The 17,952-nt window shown below is 63.9% G+C and carries 17 protein-coding genes; 14 read left to right on the forward strand and 3 right to left on the reverse strand.

Features of this window, described 5'->3' with window-relative positions; all coding sequences use genetic code 11:
- The first annotated feature begins 246 nt into the window (after positions 1-246).
- Positions 247-1,413 carry an acyltransferase gene (locus KYT87_RS25480; RefSeq protein WP_046805115.1) on the forward strand — a complete coding sequence of 389 codons (1,167 nt, stop codon included), beginning with the start codon at positions 247-249 and terminating at the stop codon, positions 1,411-1,413.
- Here KYT87_RS25480 and KYT87_RS25485 read toward each other — a convergent pair.
- Positions 1,394-1,744, reverse strand: a complete 351-nt coding sequence (locus KYT87_RS25485) for a helix-turn-helix domain-containing protein (RefSeq protein WP_255593548.1) — start codon at positions 1,742-1,744, stop codon at positions 1,394-1,396. The two genes, KYT87_RS25480 and KYT87_RS25485, sit on opposite strands and share 20 nt — an antisense overlap.
- A 659-nt stretch (positions 1,745-2,403) precedes the next feature.
- Here KYT87_RS25485 and KYT87_RS25490 point away from each other — a divergent pair.
- Positions 2,404-3,216, forward strand: coding sequence for a winged helix-turn-helix domain-containing protein (locus KYT87_RS25490; RefSeq protein ID WP_046805116.1), 813 nt, complete (start codon positions 2,404-2,406; stop codon positions 3,214-3,216).
- A gap of 439 nt (positions 3,217-3,655) precedes the next feature.
- Complete coding sequence (gene kch / locus KYT87_RS25495; protein ID WP_046805117.1) at positions 3,656-4,867, forward strand: voltage-gated potassium channel protein; 1,212 nt, start codon at positions 3,656-3,658, stop codon at positions 4,865-4,867.
- A 3-nt stretch (positions 4,868-4,870) separates the two neighbouring features.
- Here the strand turns inward: kch and KYT87_RS25500 are convergent, their stop codons facing one another.
- Positions 4,871-6,490, reverse strand: coding sequence for an EAL domain-containing protein (locus tag KYT87_RS25500; protein ID WP_370638734.1), 1,620 nt, complete (start codon positions 6,488-6,490; stop codon positions 4,871-4,873).
- Between the two features lie 262 nt (positions 6,491-6,752).
- On the opposite strand from KYT87_RS25500, the gene KYT87_RS25505 reads away from it, so the two are divergent.
- The 7 genes from KYT87_RS25505 (at position 6,753) to KYT87_RS25535 (ending at position 12,849) form a co-directional block, all read left to right on the forward strand.
- Positions 6,753-7,220: a hypothetical protein gene (locus tag KYT87_RS25505; protein WP_370638735.1), complete on the forward strand. Its 468-nt coding sequence runs from the start codon at positions 6,753-6,755 to the stop codon at positions 7,218-7,220.
- Positions 7,210-7,956, forward strand: a complete 747-nt coding sequence (gene phbB, locus KYT87_RS25510; protein ID WP_120157008.1) for an acetoacetyl-CoA reductase — start codon at positions 7,210-7,212, stop codon at positions 7,954-7,956. Before KYT87_RS25505 ends, phbB begins: the two co-directional genes overlap by 11 nt.
- A gap of 376 nt (positions 7,957-8,332) precedes the next feature.
- The gene (locus tag KYT87_RS25515; RefSeq protein WP_046805119.1) at positions 8,333-9,448 is read left to right on the forward strand and encodes an ABC transporter substrate-binding protein; all 1,116 of its coding nucleotides are present in this window, start codon (positions 8,333-8,335) and stop codon (positions 9,446-9,448) included.
- Positions 9,449-9,529: 81 nt separating this feature from the next.
- On the forward strand, positions 9,530-10,423 hold the full coding sequence (locus tag KYT87_RS25520; RefSeq protein ID WP_046805120.1) for a branched-chain amino acid ABC transporter permease: 894 nt from the start codon (positions 9,530-9,532) through the stop codon (positions 10,421-10,423).
- Positions 10,416-11,303, forward strand: a complete 888-nt coding sequence (locus tag KYT87_RS25525; RefSeq protein WP_046805121.1) for a branched-chain amino acid ABC transporter permease — start codon at positions 10,416-10,418, stop codon at positions 11,301-11,303. Before KYT87_RS25520 ends, KYT87_RS25525 begins: the two co-directional genes overlap by 8 nt.
- Complete coding sequence (locus KYT87_RS25530; protein WP_219991151.1) at positions 11,300-12,118, forward strand: ABC transporter ATP-binding protein; 819 nt, start codon at positions 11,300-11,302, stop codon at positions 12,116-12,118. The genes KYT87_RS25525 and KYT87_RS25530 overlap by 4 nt, the downstream gene beginning before the upstream one ends.
- An 11-nt stretch (positions 12,119-12,129) precedes the next feature.
- Positions 12,130-12,849, forward strand: coding sequence for an ABC transporter ATP-binding protein (locus tag KYT87_RS25535; RefSeq protein WP_120157631.1), 720 nt, complete (start codon positions 12,130-12,132; stop codon positions 12,847-12,849).
- Between the two features lie 6 nt (positions 12,850-12,855).
- Here KYT87_RS25535 and KYT87_RS25540 read toward each other — a convergent pair whose 3' ends face one another.
- Positions 12,856-13,530 carry a GntR family transcriptional regulator gene (locus KYT87_RS25540; protein ID WP_046805123.1) on the reverse strand — a complete coding sequence of 225 codons (675 nt, stop codon included), beginning with the start codon at positions 13,528-13,530 and terminating at the stop codon, positions 12,856-12,858.
- Between the two features lie 335 nt (positions 13,531-13,865).
- Between KYT87_RS25540 and KYT87_RS25545 the strand changes: the two genes are divergently transcribed.
- The 4 genes from KYT87_RS25545 (at position 13,866) to KYT87_RS25560 (ending at position 17,929) form a co-directional block, all read left to right on the forward strand.
- Positions 13,866-15,302 carry a cytochrome ubiquinol oxidase subunit I gene (locus KYT87_RS25545; protein ID WP_219991152.1) on the forward strand — a complete coding sequence of 479 codons (1,437 nt, stop codon included), beginning with the start codon at positions 13,866-13,868 and terminating at the stop codon, positions 15,300-15,302.
- Between the two features lie 4 nt (positions 15,303-15,306).
- Positions 15,307-16,314 carry a cytochrome d ubiquinol oxidase subunit II gene (gene cydB / locus KYT87_RS25550; RefSeq protein WP_219991153.1) on the forward strand — a complete coding sequence of 336 codons (1,008 nt, stop codon included), beginning with the start codon at positions 15,307-15,309 and terminating at the stop codon, positions 16,312-16,314.
- Positions 16,314-16,451, forward strand: coding sequence for a DUF2474 family protein (locus KYT87_RS25555; protein WP_082134497.1), 138 nt, complete (start codon positions 16,314-16,316; stop codon positions 16,449-16,451). The genes cydB and KYT87_RS25555 overlap by 1 nt, the downstream gene beginning before the upstream one ends.
- Before the next feature lie 65 nt (positions 16,452-16,516).
- Positions 16,517-17,929, forward strand: a complete 1,413-nt coding sequence (locus KYT87_RS25560) for a PLP-dependent aminotransferase family protein (protein ID WP_046805126.1) — start codon at positions 16,517-16,519, stop codon at positions 17,927-17,929.
- Positions 17,930-17,952: the final 23 nt, after the last annotated feature.

Consider the following 17,952-nt stretch of genomic DNA (forward strand, 5'->3'; position numbering starts at 1 on the left):
CTGCTCTCTAAACCCTACAGCCGTATCCAAAAGCAGCACGATGGCCCGATTCCATCACGCCGAAGATGCAGGGTGCTGCATCGAATGCCGCATGGCGGCGCCTGTGTCCGACGCGCAGAATCATTCCAGACCACGCATCTGGCCACCCTGGCAGCACAGGGCAAACAAGCCGATCGCAACGTAACGAACGACGCATGCGTCGGCCGCTTCTGGCCGGCCATAAAAAGATTACCGGGAGACACGGCGATGGGCTTCTTGAGAACTCTACTGGCGCTATCAGTGGTGCTGGACCACCTGGGCGGCGGCTACGCCGATCACCTTGTCGGCGGGCGGCTGGCGGTGCAACTGTTTTATGTGATTTCGGGCTTTCTGATTTCATATGTGCTGACCGCCACGGACAACTACCAGGGCGCCACGGGCAAGTTCTACGCCAATCGTTTCCTGCGCCTGTTCCCCATCTATCTGACGGTGGCGGGCCTGACCCTGCTGGCGCATGTTTTAAGCGGCGGCGCGTTCTTCCGCTTCTATGCAGCCCTGCCCTTCTCGGCCGATCTTTTCCTGGTGCTGTCCAACCTGTTCATCTTCGGACAGGACTGGTTGATGTTCTTCGGCATTGAACATTCGGCGCTGGCGTTCACGGGCAGCTTCGCCAATAGCGAAGTGCCGCTCTACCAGGGATTGCTGGTGCCGCAGGCCTGGACGCTCGGTGTCGAAATGAGCTTCTACCTGGTCGCGCCTTTTGTTCTGGGATCGCCGCGCAGATTGTTGGCCCTGCTGGCCGCATCGTTGGCGCTGCGCGGCGTCTTGATCGTGACCGGCGTCGGCGTGACGGATCCCTGGACCTATCGGTTCTTTCCCACCGAACTGGCGTTGTTCCTGATCGGTTCGCTATCGCACCAGGTACTGCTGCCGCGCTTCAAGGCCTGGACGCGCCGGTTTCACCGGCTGCCTGAAGCGGGCACCGTGGCGCTGTTCATCTACACGCTGCTGCACTTTTCCATCGGCATCAATCCGACGGTGCGTGATGGGTTGGCGGTGCTGCTGTTTGCCGCGCTGTTGCCGCTGGCTTTTCTGTTCCAGTCGCGCCACCGCCTGGACAAGGCCATCGGAGAACTCAGCTACCCGATCTATATCTGTCATTCGCTGGTGATCCTGTTCTTCAGCTGGTTGCTCAACGACGTTGAAATGCACCAGCCCATGTTGTTCGCGGCATTGGTGATCGCGGGTTGCATCGGGTTTTCGGCGCTATTGAACGGCTTGGTGGCGGACCCCGTGGAACGCTTGCGCAGCCGCCTGCGCCGCAAGCCGCAGCCGGGCGAATTCATGCCCGCGCCGGACCCGCATCGCCGCCCGCAAAGCGCGGTGCCGCCCAGCCCGGCTCAACCCATGGGGCCTATTCGCCGCGTGCCTTGATGTAGGCGGCAAGCACGAGTTCGATCTGCCGCTTTTCCTGCGAGCTCAAGCGTGAATAGGTGGCGTAGGACACCGATTCGAACGGCCACGCCGGTGGGGCCGGCAGGTCGCCGGGATTGGTGCTGGCCACGGTCGGCTCGGCATAGCCGGAGCTAAGCATCGGCCCTTCTCCGGTACTGAGCCACATCGGGCTGACCCGCAGGGCGCGGGTCAATTTGATAAGCGCATCGCTGGAGGGCTGCTGGCGCTGCCCGCTTTCGTAGTTGCCGATAGCGCTTTGCGACAGGTTGCTTGCGACCGCCAAGTCCTTTTGAGTCCATCCCTGAAGCATTCTTGCGTTGCGCAGACGATGGCTAAACGTGTCCAATCGATCAACCTGAGACATTAATATGAAATTATTTATTTGATTAAAACATCTCAACACTGGCGCCAAATAAACGGATTGCGCCCCAATTTCAGGGTTAATCCGTAAATCGCAATATTCGCGTGCTTGCGTGTCGCATGAGCCGCGCCGGCACGGCTTTATCGAGCGGGTCACACCGACGAAAACCCAAGCCGGCCAGCCACTTACCGCAATAATCCAGCGTGCGCGGAAAGGGTAGTCGCACCGGGGTACAACCCGCAAGCCCGACGTTAAAGCCGCACGAGTTTATGAGCAATTCCGTATGCAAAATAGAAAATAATGTATCGGTAATACTTAATAATCCGCTGAGGCAGGGGCGCAAAGCCCGAGGCGGCGCGGTGCTTTCCCTTACTGTTCCGTGACGCCACGGTTACCATCAGAAACTACAGAAACGTATCTTCACAAAAAAACACGCCCGTGTTTAAATGAAACACGGGCGTGACTTCAAGGCGGCATAGTCCTCGCCGCTGGTGGCCAGCATCGGACAGGAAGCCGGCCGAAGCCCGTGCCCACATTCAAAAAAACACCGCCAGACGGTCTCGTCATGGCGCGACGCTCCGTGCCGCGCCGGCTCATTGGAAGCATCAATGAATAACACGCTGGATGTCATTTTCCTTGGCAATGACGATGCCAAGCACGCCAGGCTTGTGGATGCCTTGTCTCATCTGGGTTTCTGCGTACGCCGTTGCCATGACCTGATCGACGTCTACGACCGCTATTCCCGCCGCCCCAGTCCGCTGGTCGTGCTGGACGCGCCGCTTTCCGATATCCACAACGCCGCCGTACGCTTGCGCGCGGTCGATCGGGGCCTGGGCATTGTCGCCATCGCCGCCTTTGCCGACGCCGAAAGCCGGATCCGCACGCTGCTGTGCGGTGCGGACGCCTGCCTGCCTCCGGATGTGACGGGGCTGGAATTGGCCGCGGCATTGCAGGCGCTGGTGCGCCGAGCGGTGGGGCTTGACGGCATGGAAGCCGCGGCGGACACGCACGCCGAAGAACCGGCGCAGGAAACCTGGCGCCTGGCCAACAAGGGGTGGACACTGATCAGCCCCGCCGGCCGCACACTGGGGCTGACCACTGGCGAACGCGATTTTCTGTCGCGGCTGGTGACGGCGCCCGATCGCAAGATCAGCCGTGACGCGTTCTACGCCGACGGGGCCGACGATGCAGACAGCGGCATCACGCGCCGGCGCTTCGTCGACGTCATGATCAGCCGCTTGCGGCGCAAGGCCACCGCCAACCAGATGACATTGCCGATCCGGGCTGTGCACGGCTGGGGCTATATGTTCGCGGCGGATATCGCGCTGGACCCGGACTATCGAGCTTCAGGGGAGGACAGCCGGCAGGACGGGCTGGAAGAATGGGGCCGCGAAACCGAAGACGCCGGCGCGGCAAACTGATCTGGGCGCAAAGCCCATGGCGCGTTCAGATCGAACGGGCGAAAAAAACGCGGCGCTGCCCCCGAGAGGTAAGACGCCGCGCTAAAACAACACGTGAACCCGGAGTCATCAGCCGGCACTGATGCCTTCTACCTGGATCACGCGATTCCAACATTCGTGCCTCATACTGCTCACGCACGGTCCGACCGTGAACTTCTGCGCGGTCTCTAGTCCGCGCACAAGCTGCAACGTGATCAACGCCTGGGTGCTGGCCGGCCCCGACTACTGGCTGACTTCCACCCGTATCAGCGGTTTTCCACTTGGATAGCCGCGTGATGAACGAAGTTTATGACTTGGCACCCGAATCCAGTAATTCTTTGTTGATAGCCTTCTATACCTATTTGATATAGCAGAGCCCTTTGAGTCATCGTCCTAAAATGCGGACTAAAGGACAGGTCCAATGCCGCTAACCTCTGTGTCGCTGATGCGCCTGCACAAGAAAGTGCTGGCGGTGTTTCCCCCCAACTGGTGCCTGGCCATCCTGGTTGCGCTGGACGGCTACGCATTCATGCACCCCGTGCTGCGCGAAGTGCGCGCGCGCGAATATTCGTTCTGGCTGGCGCTGGACAATTGGCATGAAGTGATGCGCGTGGTGGGCCTGTTGGAAATCCCGCGCCTGGTGCTCGGTGTGGGGCTACAGGTGATTGCCATCGGCCTGATCTTGAAGGCGCGCATCGCCTGGGCGTTCTCGCTGGTGCTGCTGATCGGCATCGGCACCTTCGCGATTCTTGGCGACAGCGGCCGCGCGGGGCTGGGCATCTACACGATGGTGCTGGTGATTGCGCTGGTGGTGTATTGGCGCCGCTTTGACCGCGCAAGCGTGACGGCGGGTTCGCTGTTCGCGCTGGTCAGCGTGATGTCCCTGTTGATCTACGCCGTCTTCGGCACCCTCTACCTGGGCGAAGAATTCAACCCGCCGGTCAAGGACGCGGGCACCGCGTTCTACTTTTCCATCGTGTCGATGTCGACCGTGGGCTATGGCGACATCACGCCGCACAGCACCACCGCCAGGCTCTTTACCGCGTCGATTATCATCCTGGGCATTACCGTGTTCGCCACGTCCATCAGCGCCATCGCCGGCCCGGTGATCGGCGGCAACTTGAAACGGCTGGTCAAAGGCAAGTTTTCAACCGCCATGAGAAAAAACCACATCATCATCGCGGGCGCGACGCCGCTGGCGCTTAGCGTCTACGCCGGATTGCGCCGGCGCGGCGACGAGGTCACGGTAATCGTGCCGCCCGGCATGCCGCATGAATACCCCGCCGCCACCGATTTGATCGAAGGCGACCCGTCCAGCGTAGACGTGTTGCACAACGCCGGCGTGACGCGTGCGCGCTATGTGCTGGCGCTTCGCGACGACGACGCCGAAAACGCATTCATCGTGCTGGCCGCCAAAGAGGCCACGGCGCAGGGCGGCGCCAAGACGGTGGCGCTGGTCAACACCAGCAAGCATCTGGAAAAGATCCGGCGCGTGCATCCGGACCTGGTGTTCTCGGTGCAACTGCTGGGCGCCGAGTTGCTGGCGCGTGCCATCAACGGCGAACCGATGGACGGCCAGGCCATCACCGACTTGTTCTTCGCCAAGGCCGAACCGCAGGCCAAAGCGTCCTGATCGCTACGCCGCTGTCGCGCCCGGCGGTGTAGCTTGCGCCAGCGCGCCCGTCGTCGCGCCACCCGACGATGGCGGCACCGCGCCTGGCGGCGAGTGCTTTGCGTACCAGGGGATGAATTCGGCCGACGGCATCGGCCGCGCAAACAAATAGCCCTGGATGAACGCCACGCCGCGCGCCGTCAGGTAGTCAAACTGAACCTGCGTTTCAACGCCCTCGGCCACCACCGCCAGATTCAGCCGGTGCGACAACGTGATGATCACGTCCAGCACCGGCGCCTCTTCACCGGTCGGCAAAATGGACTGCACAAAGCCCTTGTCGATCTTCAGGTAGTCCACCGGAAACTTCTGCAGGTACGACAGCGAACAATGCCCCGTGCCGAAATCGTCGATCGCCACACGCACGCCCGCCGCCCGCAACGCCTCGATGTTGCGGCGCGCCTGGCCGCTGTCCTGGATCAGGCTGCGCTCGGTAATTTCCAGCACCAGCAGCGGCCGTCGCGCGGCCACGTTGGCCAGAAACGCCTGCATGTCGGGCACCAGCAGGTTGCTGGACAGATGCTCGGGTGCGATGTTCACGCCGATGTGAAAGTCGGGCGGCGTGCGCCACGTTTGCAAATCGCGTTCGATCAGCCGCAGCAGGTGCTGGGTCAAGGCAATGATCATGCCCTCGGCTTCGGCGGCCGCAATGAAGATGTCCGGCCGCACGAACCCCACGCCGGGCCGGTTCCATCGCATCAGCGCTTCCACGCCTTCGCACTGCCCGGTCAGCTGTCCATACACCGGTTGGTAATGCACCTGGAATTCATTGGCCAGCATGGCGCGGCGCAACTGCTCTTTGAATGACAGGCGGTTCAGTTGCAGGCGATACGCCGCAAACGCCAGGCCCGCGCCAATCAATAAGGTGGCGGGCAGGTAGCTCAGCAACAGCTGCTTCCAGGCGTGCATCATGCTTGCCGTGGGCGCCCTCACGTTGATCGCCAACGCGACCCGCCCGTTGTTGCGCGTGATTTCGTCGTACACGGGCTGGATGCCGGCGTCGTCGTCGCTCCAGGAATCGCTGTGTATGGGCGCGCCCTTGCCCACGATCAGTTCAATGCGATAGTCGCCCAACGTGCCCACGGCGTTCAGCAGGTCCAGCACGTAGCGGCCGTCCAGCGCGACGGCGCCGCTAAAGCCCGGGGCGCCCGGCTTGCCCAGCAGAATTGCCGGGCGGTCCGGCGCCAGCGGCGTGCCCGCCACTGAAAACAGCCAGCGGTCGGGCGTGCCGCCGATGGGCCATTTGCGGAAATCGCCCAATTCGGAATCCACTTCGCCGACGATCGAAGAACAATAAATGTGGCGATCGTTGGCCAGCACCAAGGCGCGGAAATACGGGTTGAGCGTGCCCCAGCGACGCAGCTGCGGCAGCACCTGGGCACAGGGCTGCGGCGTCAGCTCGGCCACCTGATCCAGCACCGGCCAAGCCTGCGCAAGCATGTTCTCGATTTGCACGCGCACGATCTGCGCGGCGGCTTCGGCTTCGGTCCTTTGCTGCTTTTTGGCGTGGATCCAGGTCCCCGCCAGGCACAGCAGCGCGGGTAGCACCAACGCCAGCGCCACCGGCAGGTACCGCCAGGACGGCACGCGAACCGTTATTCCCGATGTGGCCACAACTGCCTCGCTGAATAGTCCGTGCAGCCCAAGTGCCGCTTCGACGCATGACACACCATGGCCGAGGTAACGTCAAGTTACTTTGCAGGCACAAAAGCGCGGCGCGCACGGGCTGGCATTGCGGGGGGACGCTGGGCTATTGTTGACCCACGCCGTGCGCTAGGCGCAGCCGCCCTGACCCAGACGGCTTCCAGGACTGATTCGTTGCCCCTTACCACTACGACAAGGACGGATGATGAAGAAACCTACTGCCTCCATGCCCCAGGGAATTGCCGGCGCCAACGCCGCCTATTACCAACGACTGACCCAACTTGCCCAGGAAAGCCAGCAGCGCTGGATGGAACTGGGCCGCCGGCTGGCCGACCAACACACAAACAACACGCTGTCCACGCTAAGCCCGCTGCAACACACCGGCGACTGGCAATCCATTGCACCCACGCTGGGCGAGATGACGCGCAAGCAATGGCAGGCGCAACTGGAAGCCAGCCAGGCCATTACCCACGCCGCGCTGCAAGAGCAGGCCGCGCTGACGGCCGGGCTGGGCGAAGCCATGAGCGGCTGGTTCAAGCTGGCCACCGGCGGCGGCATCACGCCCGCGCCCTTCCCCATGACACAGATCTGGACGGCGATGTCGGACCAGATGGCCGCCGCGTGCGCCGCCATGCGCGATGCCAACCAGCCCGGAGATCGCCATGACGGATAAACGCACCGCGCTGGTGACGGGTGGCTCGGGCGGCCTGGGCCGCGCCATCGCGCTGGCGCTGCACGATGCCGGCCACGACGTCATCGCCACCTACCACTCGAACGAAGGCGCCGCGCACGCCTGGGCCGAAGAAGAAGCCTCGCGCGGACGCCGCTTCGCGCTGTACTCCGTGGACGTGGGCGACTACGCGTCATGCCAGACGCTGATGCGCCGGCTGGACCACGACGGGCGCATTATCGACATCCTGGTCAACAACGCCGGCATCACGCGCGATGCGCGCTTGCGAAAAATGAGCCTGGAATTTTGGAACGAGGTCATGCACAGCAACCTGGATTCCATGTTCCACATGACCCAGCCGCTATGTGGCGGCATGGCGGACCGCGGATGGGGCCGCATCGTGAACATTTCGTCCGTCAACGGCAGCAAGGGCGCGTTTGGCCAGACGAACTACGCGGCGTCCAAGGCGGGCATCCACGGCTTCACCAAGGCGCTGGCGCTGGAGCTGGCCGGCAAGGGCGTCACCGTCAACACCGTATCGCCCGGCTACCTGGACACGCGCATGGTGCAGGCGGTGCCCGAAGATGTGCTGAAGGAAAAGATCCTGCCGCAGATCCCGGTCGGCCGCTTGGGCCAACCCGAGGAAGTGGCGGCGCTGGTGGCGTTTCTGTGCGGCCCGCACGCAGGATTCATGACCGGGGCCAACGTCGCCATCAACGGCGGCCAGCATATGTGCTGAAGTACTGACCGTAGTACTGAAGTCCTGACCGTAACGCGGCCACGCTGACCGGCCGGCCCTCGTTTCTCACGCAACAACATCGCGCCCGCCGACGGCTCCGTCGGCGGGCGCGATGCGTTGCGGCATATCGACACGCGGTGCAACCCGTTGGATAAAACGGTGTTTGAAACATCAGGTAACGGGTTAACCCCATATTGTTGAGACGCGAGCCGCCTCGTATATTTGCATCCACTTGAGCACGATTGGATGCAATTTTCACTTTTGGTATCCACATCTGCCCTCGTTTCGCGCCTTGGGTAATGCCCAGGGCCACCACACACCGCCGGCCCCTTCGCGCATCAGACGCGAACCCGGCACGCTTCGAGGGGAAACCACCATGCAATTGTTCGTCCGCCCGTTGCTGGGCGCCACCTGCCTGATGTTGTCGCTGGCCGGCGCCGGCGCCCACGCACAGGAAACCGTAAAGATGGGCGCCGTGCTGTCGTTGACCGGCGCCAACGCCACTGTGGGCGAGGACGTGCGCCGCGCCGTGGACCTGGCCGTGGAAAAGGTCAATGCCGACGGCGGCGTGATGGGCAAGAAATTTGCCGTGGTGGTCGAGGATTCGGGCGGCAACCCCACCACTGCGTTGAATGCCGCGCGCAAGCTGGTCAGCGTCGACAAGGTGCCGGTCGTCATCGGCGAATACTCGTCGGGCATTTCCATTCCGCTGGGCCAGTACCTGGTCAAGGAAGGCGTGACGCACATCAACATCGCCAGCACCAGCGTCAAGATCCGCGACCTGGGCGCCACGTCGTTCAACCTGATCGGCCTGGAAGACAAGGGCAACCGCTTTTCCGCCAAGGACACCTGGGATCAGGGCTACCGCAACGTGGCCATCATTGCGCCCAACAACGCCTACGGCCAAGGCGTGGCGCACGGCTACAAGGAAGAGTTTGAAAAGCTGGGCGGCAAGATCGTGACCGAAGTGCTGTACACCGCCGGCCAGTCCACCTACCGCCGCGAATTGCAGCAGATGTCGCGCAGCAACCCGGACGCCTACATCTACACCGCCTACGGCCAGGAATCGGCCGTGATCAACCGCGAGGCCTTTGAACTGGGCCTGCGCAAGACGCCGTGGTACGGCATCTTGCTGAGCATGTGCCTGAGCGACACGCCGGCCGACATCGCGCAAGGCCAGATCGGCATGGAAGTGGGATCGGTGCTGGGCCCCAAGGGCCGCGAATACGCCGAAGCCTTCAAGGCCCGCTACAAGGACGGCTTCAAGACGTCCTACACCGGCTACGCCTATGACGCGGTGCTGTTGACGGCCGCCGCCATGAACCTGGCCAAGTCCACCGCCCCCGCCGACGTGCAGGCCGCCCTGACCCAACTGGGCCAGAAGGGCTATGAAGGCGTCACCGGCTTCATCAAGTTCGACAGCGACCGCCAGCGCGTGGACCCGCCCTACGCCAAGCTCAAATCCGACCAAGGCAAGATCGTCGCACGTTGATGGGCCCGGGCCGGCGGCTGCCACGCAGCCCCGGCCTTGTCTTCAGGCGTTTTCTTTTTTGCTGTCTTACGAGTCAACAAGATGATCCAGATTCTCGTCGACACGCTGCTACGCTGCTCGGACCTGGCGCTGATCGCGCTGGGCCTGAGCATGGTGTATGGGCTGGTCAAATTTCCAAACATCGCGCACGTGCAATACGCCATGCTGGGCGCGTACGCGACCTATGCGTGCAGCGTGCTCGGCCTGCCCCTGCCCCTGGCGCTACTGGCCGCAAGCCTGCTGACCGGGGCGCTGGCGCTGGTGTTTCACCTGCTGGTGTTTCGTCGGTTGCTGCGCGCGGGTCCGGCCATCACCATGATCGGTTCGCTGGCGCTGTCCATGTTGCTGATCGCTTTTTGCCAGGGCGTCGCGGGTTCGTTCCCGCTGATGTTCAAGCTGCCGCTGGCCACGCCAATACGCCTGGGTGACGCCAGCGTCACCGTCATGCAGATTGCCGCCGTATCCACCACGGCGGTACTGCTTGCGGCCTTTGCGCTGCTGCTTTTCACTACGCGCACGGGTCGCGCCATGCGCGCGCTGTCCTGCAACCCGGCCCTGGCCGACGCCAGCGGGTTGAACGCCTCGCGCATTACCTGCCAGGTGGCGTTCGCCAGCGGCGCGCTGGCAGGTCTGGGTGGCGGGCTGCTGGCCCTGTCCACGGGCGCGCACATCAACCTGGGCTCGGATCTGTTGTTGCCGGTGTTCGCCGCCGCCATCCTGGGCGGCCTGGGCAACCCACTGGGCGCGGTCGCTGGCGCATTCCTGATCGCCTTCACCGAAACGCTGGTGACTAACCTGAACTTCGGCTGGCTCTACAACAAGCCGGTGGCCTTCCTGCCGGTGGCGTACATCAGCGCGGCATCGTTCCTGATCCTGTTGCTGGCGCTGCTGTTCAAGCCCTACGGCCTGTTCGATCGCGAGGTGCGCCGTGTTTGATTTCCTGATTTCATCGCTGACCTTCGGCGCGATCTTTGCCTTGATGGCGCTGGGCCTGAACCTGCAAGCCGGCTTGGCGGGCTTGCTGAATTTTGGCCACATCGCGTTCGCGGGCATCGGCGCATACGGCACCGGCATCGCCGTGCATATCGGCTGGCACCCGGGCCTGGGCGCCGCTGCCGGCGTTGCGGTGGCCATGGCGCTGGGCTGGTGCGTTGCACGCTTGGGCAAGCAACTGGCCGCCGATTATTGGGGCATAGCCACCCTGGCCATCGCCGAGATCATCCGCACCGTCGCCACCAACGAACTGTGGCTGACCAATGGCGCGCAAGGCATCAGCGGCATCCCCGCGTTGTTCGGCGGCCTGGACGGCAAGAGCGGCGCGCTGGCATTCCTGGGCCTGGTGCTGGTGTTGACGGCCGCCGCCGCCGTGCTGTTGCGCCGTCTGGCCTACAGCCGCTTCGGGCGCGCGCTGCGCGTGATGCGCGAAGAACCCAAGCTGGCGGCCTGCATGGGCTATGACCTGATGCGGCTGAAATCGCGGGCGGTAATGGCCGGCGCGGCAGTGACCGCGCTGGCGGGCTCGCTGTACGCGCACTACATGAGCTTTGTCGGCCCCGATTATCTGCTTGCCTCCGAGACATTCCTGTTGTGGACCATGCTGATGATCGGCGGCATCGGCAACGTATCGGGCGTACTGCTGGGCGTGGTGCTGGTGCAGACCGCCTACACGCTGGTGCCCTTCGCCAAGGACGCGTTCGGCTTCGGCTCCGACGTGGCCGGCGCGCTGCGGTTGGGCTTGATCGGCTTCATTTTGTTGGGATGCCTGTTGTGGCGCAGCGAAGGGCTGCTGCCGGAAAAGATGAGGAAGATGCCATGACCACCCCTTATGCATTGCAAGTCGATTCGGTGGCCAAGGCGTTTGGCGGCAATCGCGTGCTGGAGAAGGTCGGCTTTTCGATCCGACCAGGCGAAATCGTCGGCCTGCTCGGCCCGAACGGATCGGGCAAAAGCACCTTGCTGAACACCATCACCGGCTTTGAATCCATCGACGCCGGCACCGTGCGGTTCGAAGGCCGGCGCATCGACTCCTTGAACGCGCACCGCATTGTGCAGGCCGGCATCGCCCGCACCTTCCAGCTGCCGTCGATGCCACGCAAGATGTCCGTGGCCGAGGTCGCCATGGCGGCGTCGACCGAGCATCACGGCGTGTGGGAAAACCTGTTCGGCTCGCGCGCGGCGGGGCTGGCCGAGACACGCGCACGGGCGCGTGCCGGCGCGTTGATGGACCAATTGCTGCTGACGCCGGTGCGCGATTTGTCGGCGGCGGCGATCTCGGGCGGGCAAAAGAAATTGCTGGGCATCGTCTGCGCGCTGATGGCCCAGCCGCGCATGCTGATGCTGGACGAGCCCACGGCCGGCGTGCACCCAAACCTGCGCAGCGACATTGTCCGTGCGTTGCAGCGCCTGAATGATGGAGGTATGACGATTGTGATTGTCGAGCACGACATGCATTTCATCCGCGAAGTCTGCCATCGCTGCATCGTGCTGGACCGTGGCCACATCGTGGCCGATTGCCGGCCGGATGAACTGGCGTCCAATGAACGGGTGTTGCAGGCGTATCTGGGCGGCGCGGCGGCCAAGCCCGCTGGCGGCACCACGGCCACGCCGGTACTGCGCATGGGAGCTGCTTGATGAGCGAAAAAATGATCGACGTGCAAAACGTTGTTGCTGGCTACACCCGCGACGTGGACATTCTGCGCGGCTTGTCGCTGCATGCAGGCCAATCTGAAATCGTGACGCTGCTGGGACCCAACGGTTGCGGCAAATCGACCTTGCTGAAAACCATCGCCGGCTACCTCAAGCCGCGCGAAGGCCAGGTCGTGCTGAAAGGCAAAGACATCTCGCGCTTTCCCGTGCACGAGAAAATCCTGCGTCACGGCCTGGGCTTCGTACCGCAAACCGAGAACGTGTTCACGGCGTTGTCGGTGCGCGAAAACCTGCTGGTGGGCGGCAATGCGCTGGACAAGGCGCAGTGCCTGGCGCGCGTGCGCACCTTGTGCGAACACTACCCCGTGCTGCAACGCAAGCTAGATGCGCCCGCCGCGTCGTTATCCGGCGGCGAACGGCAAATCCTGGCGCTGGCGCGCGCGCTAATGCCTTCGCCGGGCCTGTTGCTGCTGGACGAGCCATCGGCAGGGCTGTCACCCAAGACGCTGGGCGAAGTGTTCGAAGCCATCCAGCGCATCCGCGCCAAGGAAGGCGTGACGATACTGATGGTGGAGCAAAACGCCATGGAAGCGCTGCGCATTTCCGACCGCGCGTACGTGCTATCGATGGGCACGGTGGCCATCACCGGGCAGGCCGAGGCGTTGATGAACGACGCAAAGGTGCGCGAACTGTACCTGGGCGGCCGCGCGGCGTAGGAACGCTCAGCCGTCTTCGCGCATGCGGTGCATGGCGACCAGGTTTTTCTTGGTTTCGATGATGTGCGCTTCCACCAGGCGCGCGGCCAACGCGCCGTCCTGCGCACGACAGGCTTCCAGGATGCGGTAGTGATCCGCCTGCGGCCCTTCCTTGCCGGTCGCCTGCGACATCATCTCGTGCGTGTAGCGGTCCGTGTTCAGGCCGTATTCCTCGATCAGCCGGCGCAGCCGCGTGTTGTTTGCCGGCGCGCAAAGCGCCAGGTGAAAACGGCGGTTCAGCTCGGCCCACTCCGACACCGAATCGGCCTCGTCGTAGGCCTTCAGGATGGCTTCCAAGGTGTCCAGGTCAGCCCGCGCCATGTTGGGCACGGCCGCGCGCACCGCGTAGCCTTCCAGCGCGATGCGGATGTCCAGCAGCTCACAGATCTGGTCCACGTCCATGCGGATGACGACCGCGCCCCGGTTCAGGTGATACGCCACCAGCCCTTCGGTTTCCAGCTGGCGCAACGCTTCGCGCACCGGAATGCGGCTGGCCTGAAAGCGCGTGGCCAGGGCGTCCTGCTTTAGCGGCGTGCCCGCGGGCAAGGCGCCCGTCAGGATCTCATAGCGCAACTGGTCGCGGATGCGGTGCGGCAAGGCCTGGGCTTTACTGGACGTGCCCTTCGTTTTGGTGATGCTCATGACTCTCGGGTATCTATGGGGCGAAGGACGGCGGCCTGCGGCAAACGTCGATGAAAGTGGATCCAACGGCGGGCTCCCATCGTAGCCGAACGAACCGGGATCGGGAACCGCCGCCGTCCACGCAGGGCATGGCGAGTGTCTGCGCCGTTTTTCAGGGACACCATCATGACGCGGGCCTGATCCGGGTACAGCGCCAGACCCGGCATCCCGCCTGGCTTTACGCGTCCGTCCGCCCAAACTGATCCGCTTTTTTATTCCATTTCTGAATCTGTACTGCATCGCGCTGCGGATCTACCGTTCGACAGGTAGGACACCCGTTTATCAGGAAGACCGCTATGCATGGCGACGCGCTATTGCTTGCCCGAATACAGTTTGGGTTCACCATTTCATTTCACATCGTTTTTCCCGCCATCACGATCGGCCTGGCCAGCTACCTGGCGGTGCTGGAAGGCTTCTGGCTGCGCACGGGCAAAACCGTCTATCGCGACCTGTATCACTTCTGGACCAAGATCTTTGCCGTCAACTTCGGCATGGGCGTGGTGTCCGGCCTGGTGATGGCGTACCAGTTCGGCACCAACTGGAGTTTTTTCTCGGACTTCGCAGGCAGCGTGACGGGGCCGCTGCTGGCGTACGAAGTGCTGACCGCCTTTTTCCTGGAAGCCGGCTTCCTGGGCGTAATGCTGTTCGGCTGGACGCGCGTCGGCCCGGGCCTGCACTTTTTCTCGACCATCATGGTGGCGCTGGGCACGCTGGTGTCGGCCACGTGGATCCTGGCGTCAAACAGCTGGATGCAGACGCCGGCCGGCTACGAGATCCTGGACGGGCGCGTCGTGCCCACCGACTGGCTGGCCGTGATCTTCAACCCCTCGTTTCCGTATCGCCTGGCGCACATGGGCATCGCCGCCTTCCTGGCCACCGCGTTGATGGTGGGCGCGTCCGGCGCGTGGCACTTGCTGCGCGGCGACCGCAGCCCCGCCGTGAAGAAGATGTTCGCCATGGCCATGGGCATGCTGCTGCTGGTGGCGCCGCTGCAAGCGGTGGTGGGCGACTTTCATGGCCTCAATACCCTGAAGCACCAACCCGCGAAGATCGCCGCCATTGAAGGCCATTGGGACAACGAACCGGGCGCGGGCGTGCCGCTGACGCTGTTCGGCATTCCCGACATGGCGCGCGAAGAAACGCGCTTTGCGCTGAACGTGCCGCGCTTGGGCAGCCTGATCCTGACGCATAGCTGGGACGGCCAGTTCCCGGGGCTGAAGTCCTATCCGCCCGAAGACCGCCCCAATGCCACCGTGGTGTTCTGGTCGTTTCGCATCATGGCCGGGCTGGGCATGCTGATGATTCTGCTGGCCGGCTGGGCGCTGTGGACGCGCTGGCGCGGGCGGCTGTACGAGTCGCGCGCGCTGCAACGCTTTGCGCTGTGGATGGGGCCGTCCGGCATTGTCGCCATGCTGGCCGGCTGGTACGTCACCGAGATCGGCCGTCAACCCTGGATCGTCTACGGCGTGATGCGTACGGCCGAGGCGGCCACGCCGCATGGCGTTGGCGAACTGACGTTGACACTGGCCTTGTTCGTGGCGGTCTACCTGCTGGTGTTCGGCGCGGGCGTGTCGTACATGCTGCGCCTGATTCGCATGGGCCCCAGCCCCGCGCCCGGCCACGCGCCGCTGTCGGGTGGCCCGGGCGAAGCGCGCCAGCCGTCACGCCCGCTGTCCGCCGCGTCCACGCTGGCGGGGGTGGAACCCGCGCCGCACAACCGTTCTGGAGTCTGACGCCATGGGCATCGACCTTGCATTGATATGGGCCGTCATCATTCTGTTCGGCGTGATGATGTACGTGGTGATGGACGGCTTCGACCTGGGCATCGGCATTCTGTTTCCGCTGATCCGCAACCGCGATGAACGCGACGTCATGGTCAACACCGTGGCCCCCGTCTGGGACGGCAACGAGACCTGGCTGGTGCTTGGAGGCGCGGGGCTGATGGCGGCGTTTCCGTTGGCGTATGCGGTGATCCTCAGCGCGCTGCACCTGCCGCTCGTGTTCATGCTGCTGGGCCTGGTGTTTCGCGGCGTGGCGTTCGAATTCCGCTTCAAGGCCGACGAACACCATCGCCCTTATTGGGACCTGGCCTTTGTCTTTGGCTCGGTCACCGCCACGTTCTTCCAGGGCGTGACGCTGGGCGCCTACATCGAAGGGATTCCGGTGGTGGGGCGCGCCTATCACGGCGGCGCGTGGGACTGGATCAGCCCGTTCTCGCTGTTCACCGGCGTGGGGCTGGTGGTGGGCTATGCCTTGCTGGGCTGCACCTGGCTGATCATGAAAACCGAAGGTCGGCTGCATCGCCACATGTGCGATATCGCCCGGCCGCTGACGTTGACGCTGCTGGCCGTGATCGCGGTGCTTAGCGTGTGGACGCCGCTGGCGCAGCCGCAGATTGCGCAGCGCTGGTTCAGCCTGCCCAATATGTTCTGGTTTTTCCCGGTGCCGGTGCTGGTGGCCGCCGCCGGCTTCGAGCTGATCCGGCGCGTGCGCGCCACGCCCGCCGCCGGGCCGTTCATGCTGTCGCTGGCGCTGGTGTTTCTAGCCTACACGGGCCTGGGCATCAGCATCTGGCCCGCCATCATTCCGCCTGACGTCTCCATCTGGACGGCCTCCGCGCCGCCGCAAAGCCAGGGCTTCGCGCTGGTCGGCGCGTTGCTGATCATTCCGATTATCCTGGCCTACACGGCGTGGTCGTACTACGTGTTTCGCGGCAAGGTTCGCACCGGCGAGGAGTTCCATTGATGCGTGTCTGGACAACATCTGCCTGGCCGCGCCGCCTGCTGTGGCTGGCGCTGCTGTGGGCCGCCAGCGTCGCCACCTTGGGCGTGGCGGCCTACGCGCTGCGGCTTCTGATGCGCGCCATCGGCATGTCGACATGACGGCGCACCGTCACACCCGTGTACCGCAACCGCCCTCTTTTTCCCCTTTTTGAAACGACACCGCCATGAAGCGCTATGAACGGTTGACCGAAGACATCACCGCCTCCATCAGTTCCGGCTTGTTGCAAGTCGGCGACCGCCTGCCCTCGGTGCGGCAGACCAGCACCAGCCGGGGCGTCAGCCCATCAACGGTGTTCAAGGCCTATTACCTGCTGGAAGCGCGCGGCCTGATCCGCGCGCGCGATCGGTCCGGCTACTACGTGCTGCGCGCCCCGCACGCCGCGCTACCGGAACCCGACGCCCTGTCCAGCGCCACCGCCGGGCGTCACCCGGTGGACGTCAGCGACAACGTGCTGCAAGTGCTTAACGCCACGCTGCGCCGCGACATGGTGCCGTTTGGCTCGGCCTTTCCCAGCCCGTCGCTGCTGCCCTACGCGCGGCTGGGCAAGTTCATGGCGTCGGCGGCGCAGCGGCTGGATCCGTGGGGTTCCATTGACGACCTCAGCCCGGGCGACGCGGCGCTGCGCCGCGCCATTGCATTGCGCTATCTGGCCGATGGCCTGTCGGTGCCGGTGGACGACATCATCATCACCAACGGCGCGCTGGACGCGCTGAACCTCAGCCTGGCGGCGGTGACCCAGCCGGGCGATGCGGTCATCGTCGAATCCCCCACCTTCTATGCCGCGCTGCAATCGCTGGAGCGCAACCAGCTGCACGCCATCGAAGTGGCCACGCATCCGCGTGAAGGCATCGACCTGCAAGCACTGGAACGCGCCATCGTGCAGCACCGTCCGCGCGCCTGCTGGCTGATGACCACGTTTCAGAACCCGCTGGGCAGCCTGATGCCCGACAGCAAGAAAGAAGCGCTGGTCAAGCTGCTGACGCGCCACGGCGTGGCGCTGATTGAAGACGACGTTTACGGCGAGCTGTACTTTGGCGAACAACGGCCGCGCCCGGCCAAGGCGTTCGACAAGGAGGGCATCGTGATGCATTGCTCGTCGTTCTCGAAGACGCTGGCGCCGGGTTATCGCGTGGGCTGGGTCGCGGGGGGACGCTACACCCGGCAGATCATGCGCAACAAGCTGACCACCAGCCTGGCCACCGCCGCGCCCACCCAGGCCGCCATCGCGGCCTATCTGGAAAAAGGCGGCTACGACCGCCACCTGCGCCAGTTCCGGCAGGCGCTGGCATTGCAGCAGGGCGAACTATTGCAGGCCGTGGCGCGCTACTTTCCCAAAGGCACGCGCGCCACACGCCCGGCCGGCGGCTACTTCGTTTGGGTAGAGTTGCCCGAGCATATCGACACGCTGAAGGTGCATCGGGCGGCATTGGATCACGGCATCAGCATTGCACCAGGGCCGTTGTTTTCGTCATCGGGCGCGTTCGGAAATTTCATGCGTCTTAACCACGGGCACCCCTGGAGCGTCGACATGGAACAAGGCATGGTGACGTTGGGCAAGCTGATGGCTGGAGGGTAATGCGGCGTGCCGGTTGAGAACGA

The organism is Achromobacter sp. ES-001, assembly GCF_019448355.1.
GTDB lineage: Bacteria > Pseudomonadota > Gammaproteobacteria > Burkholderiales > Burkholderiaceae_B > Achromobacter > Achromobacter spanius_B.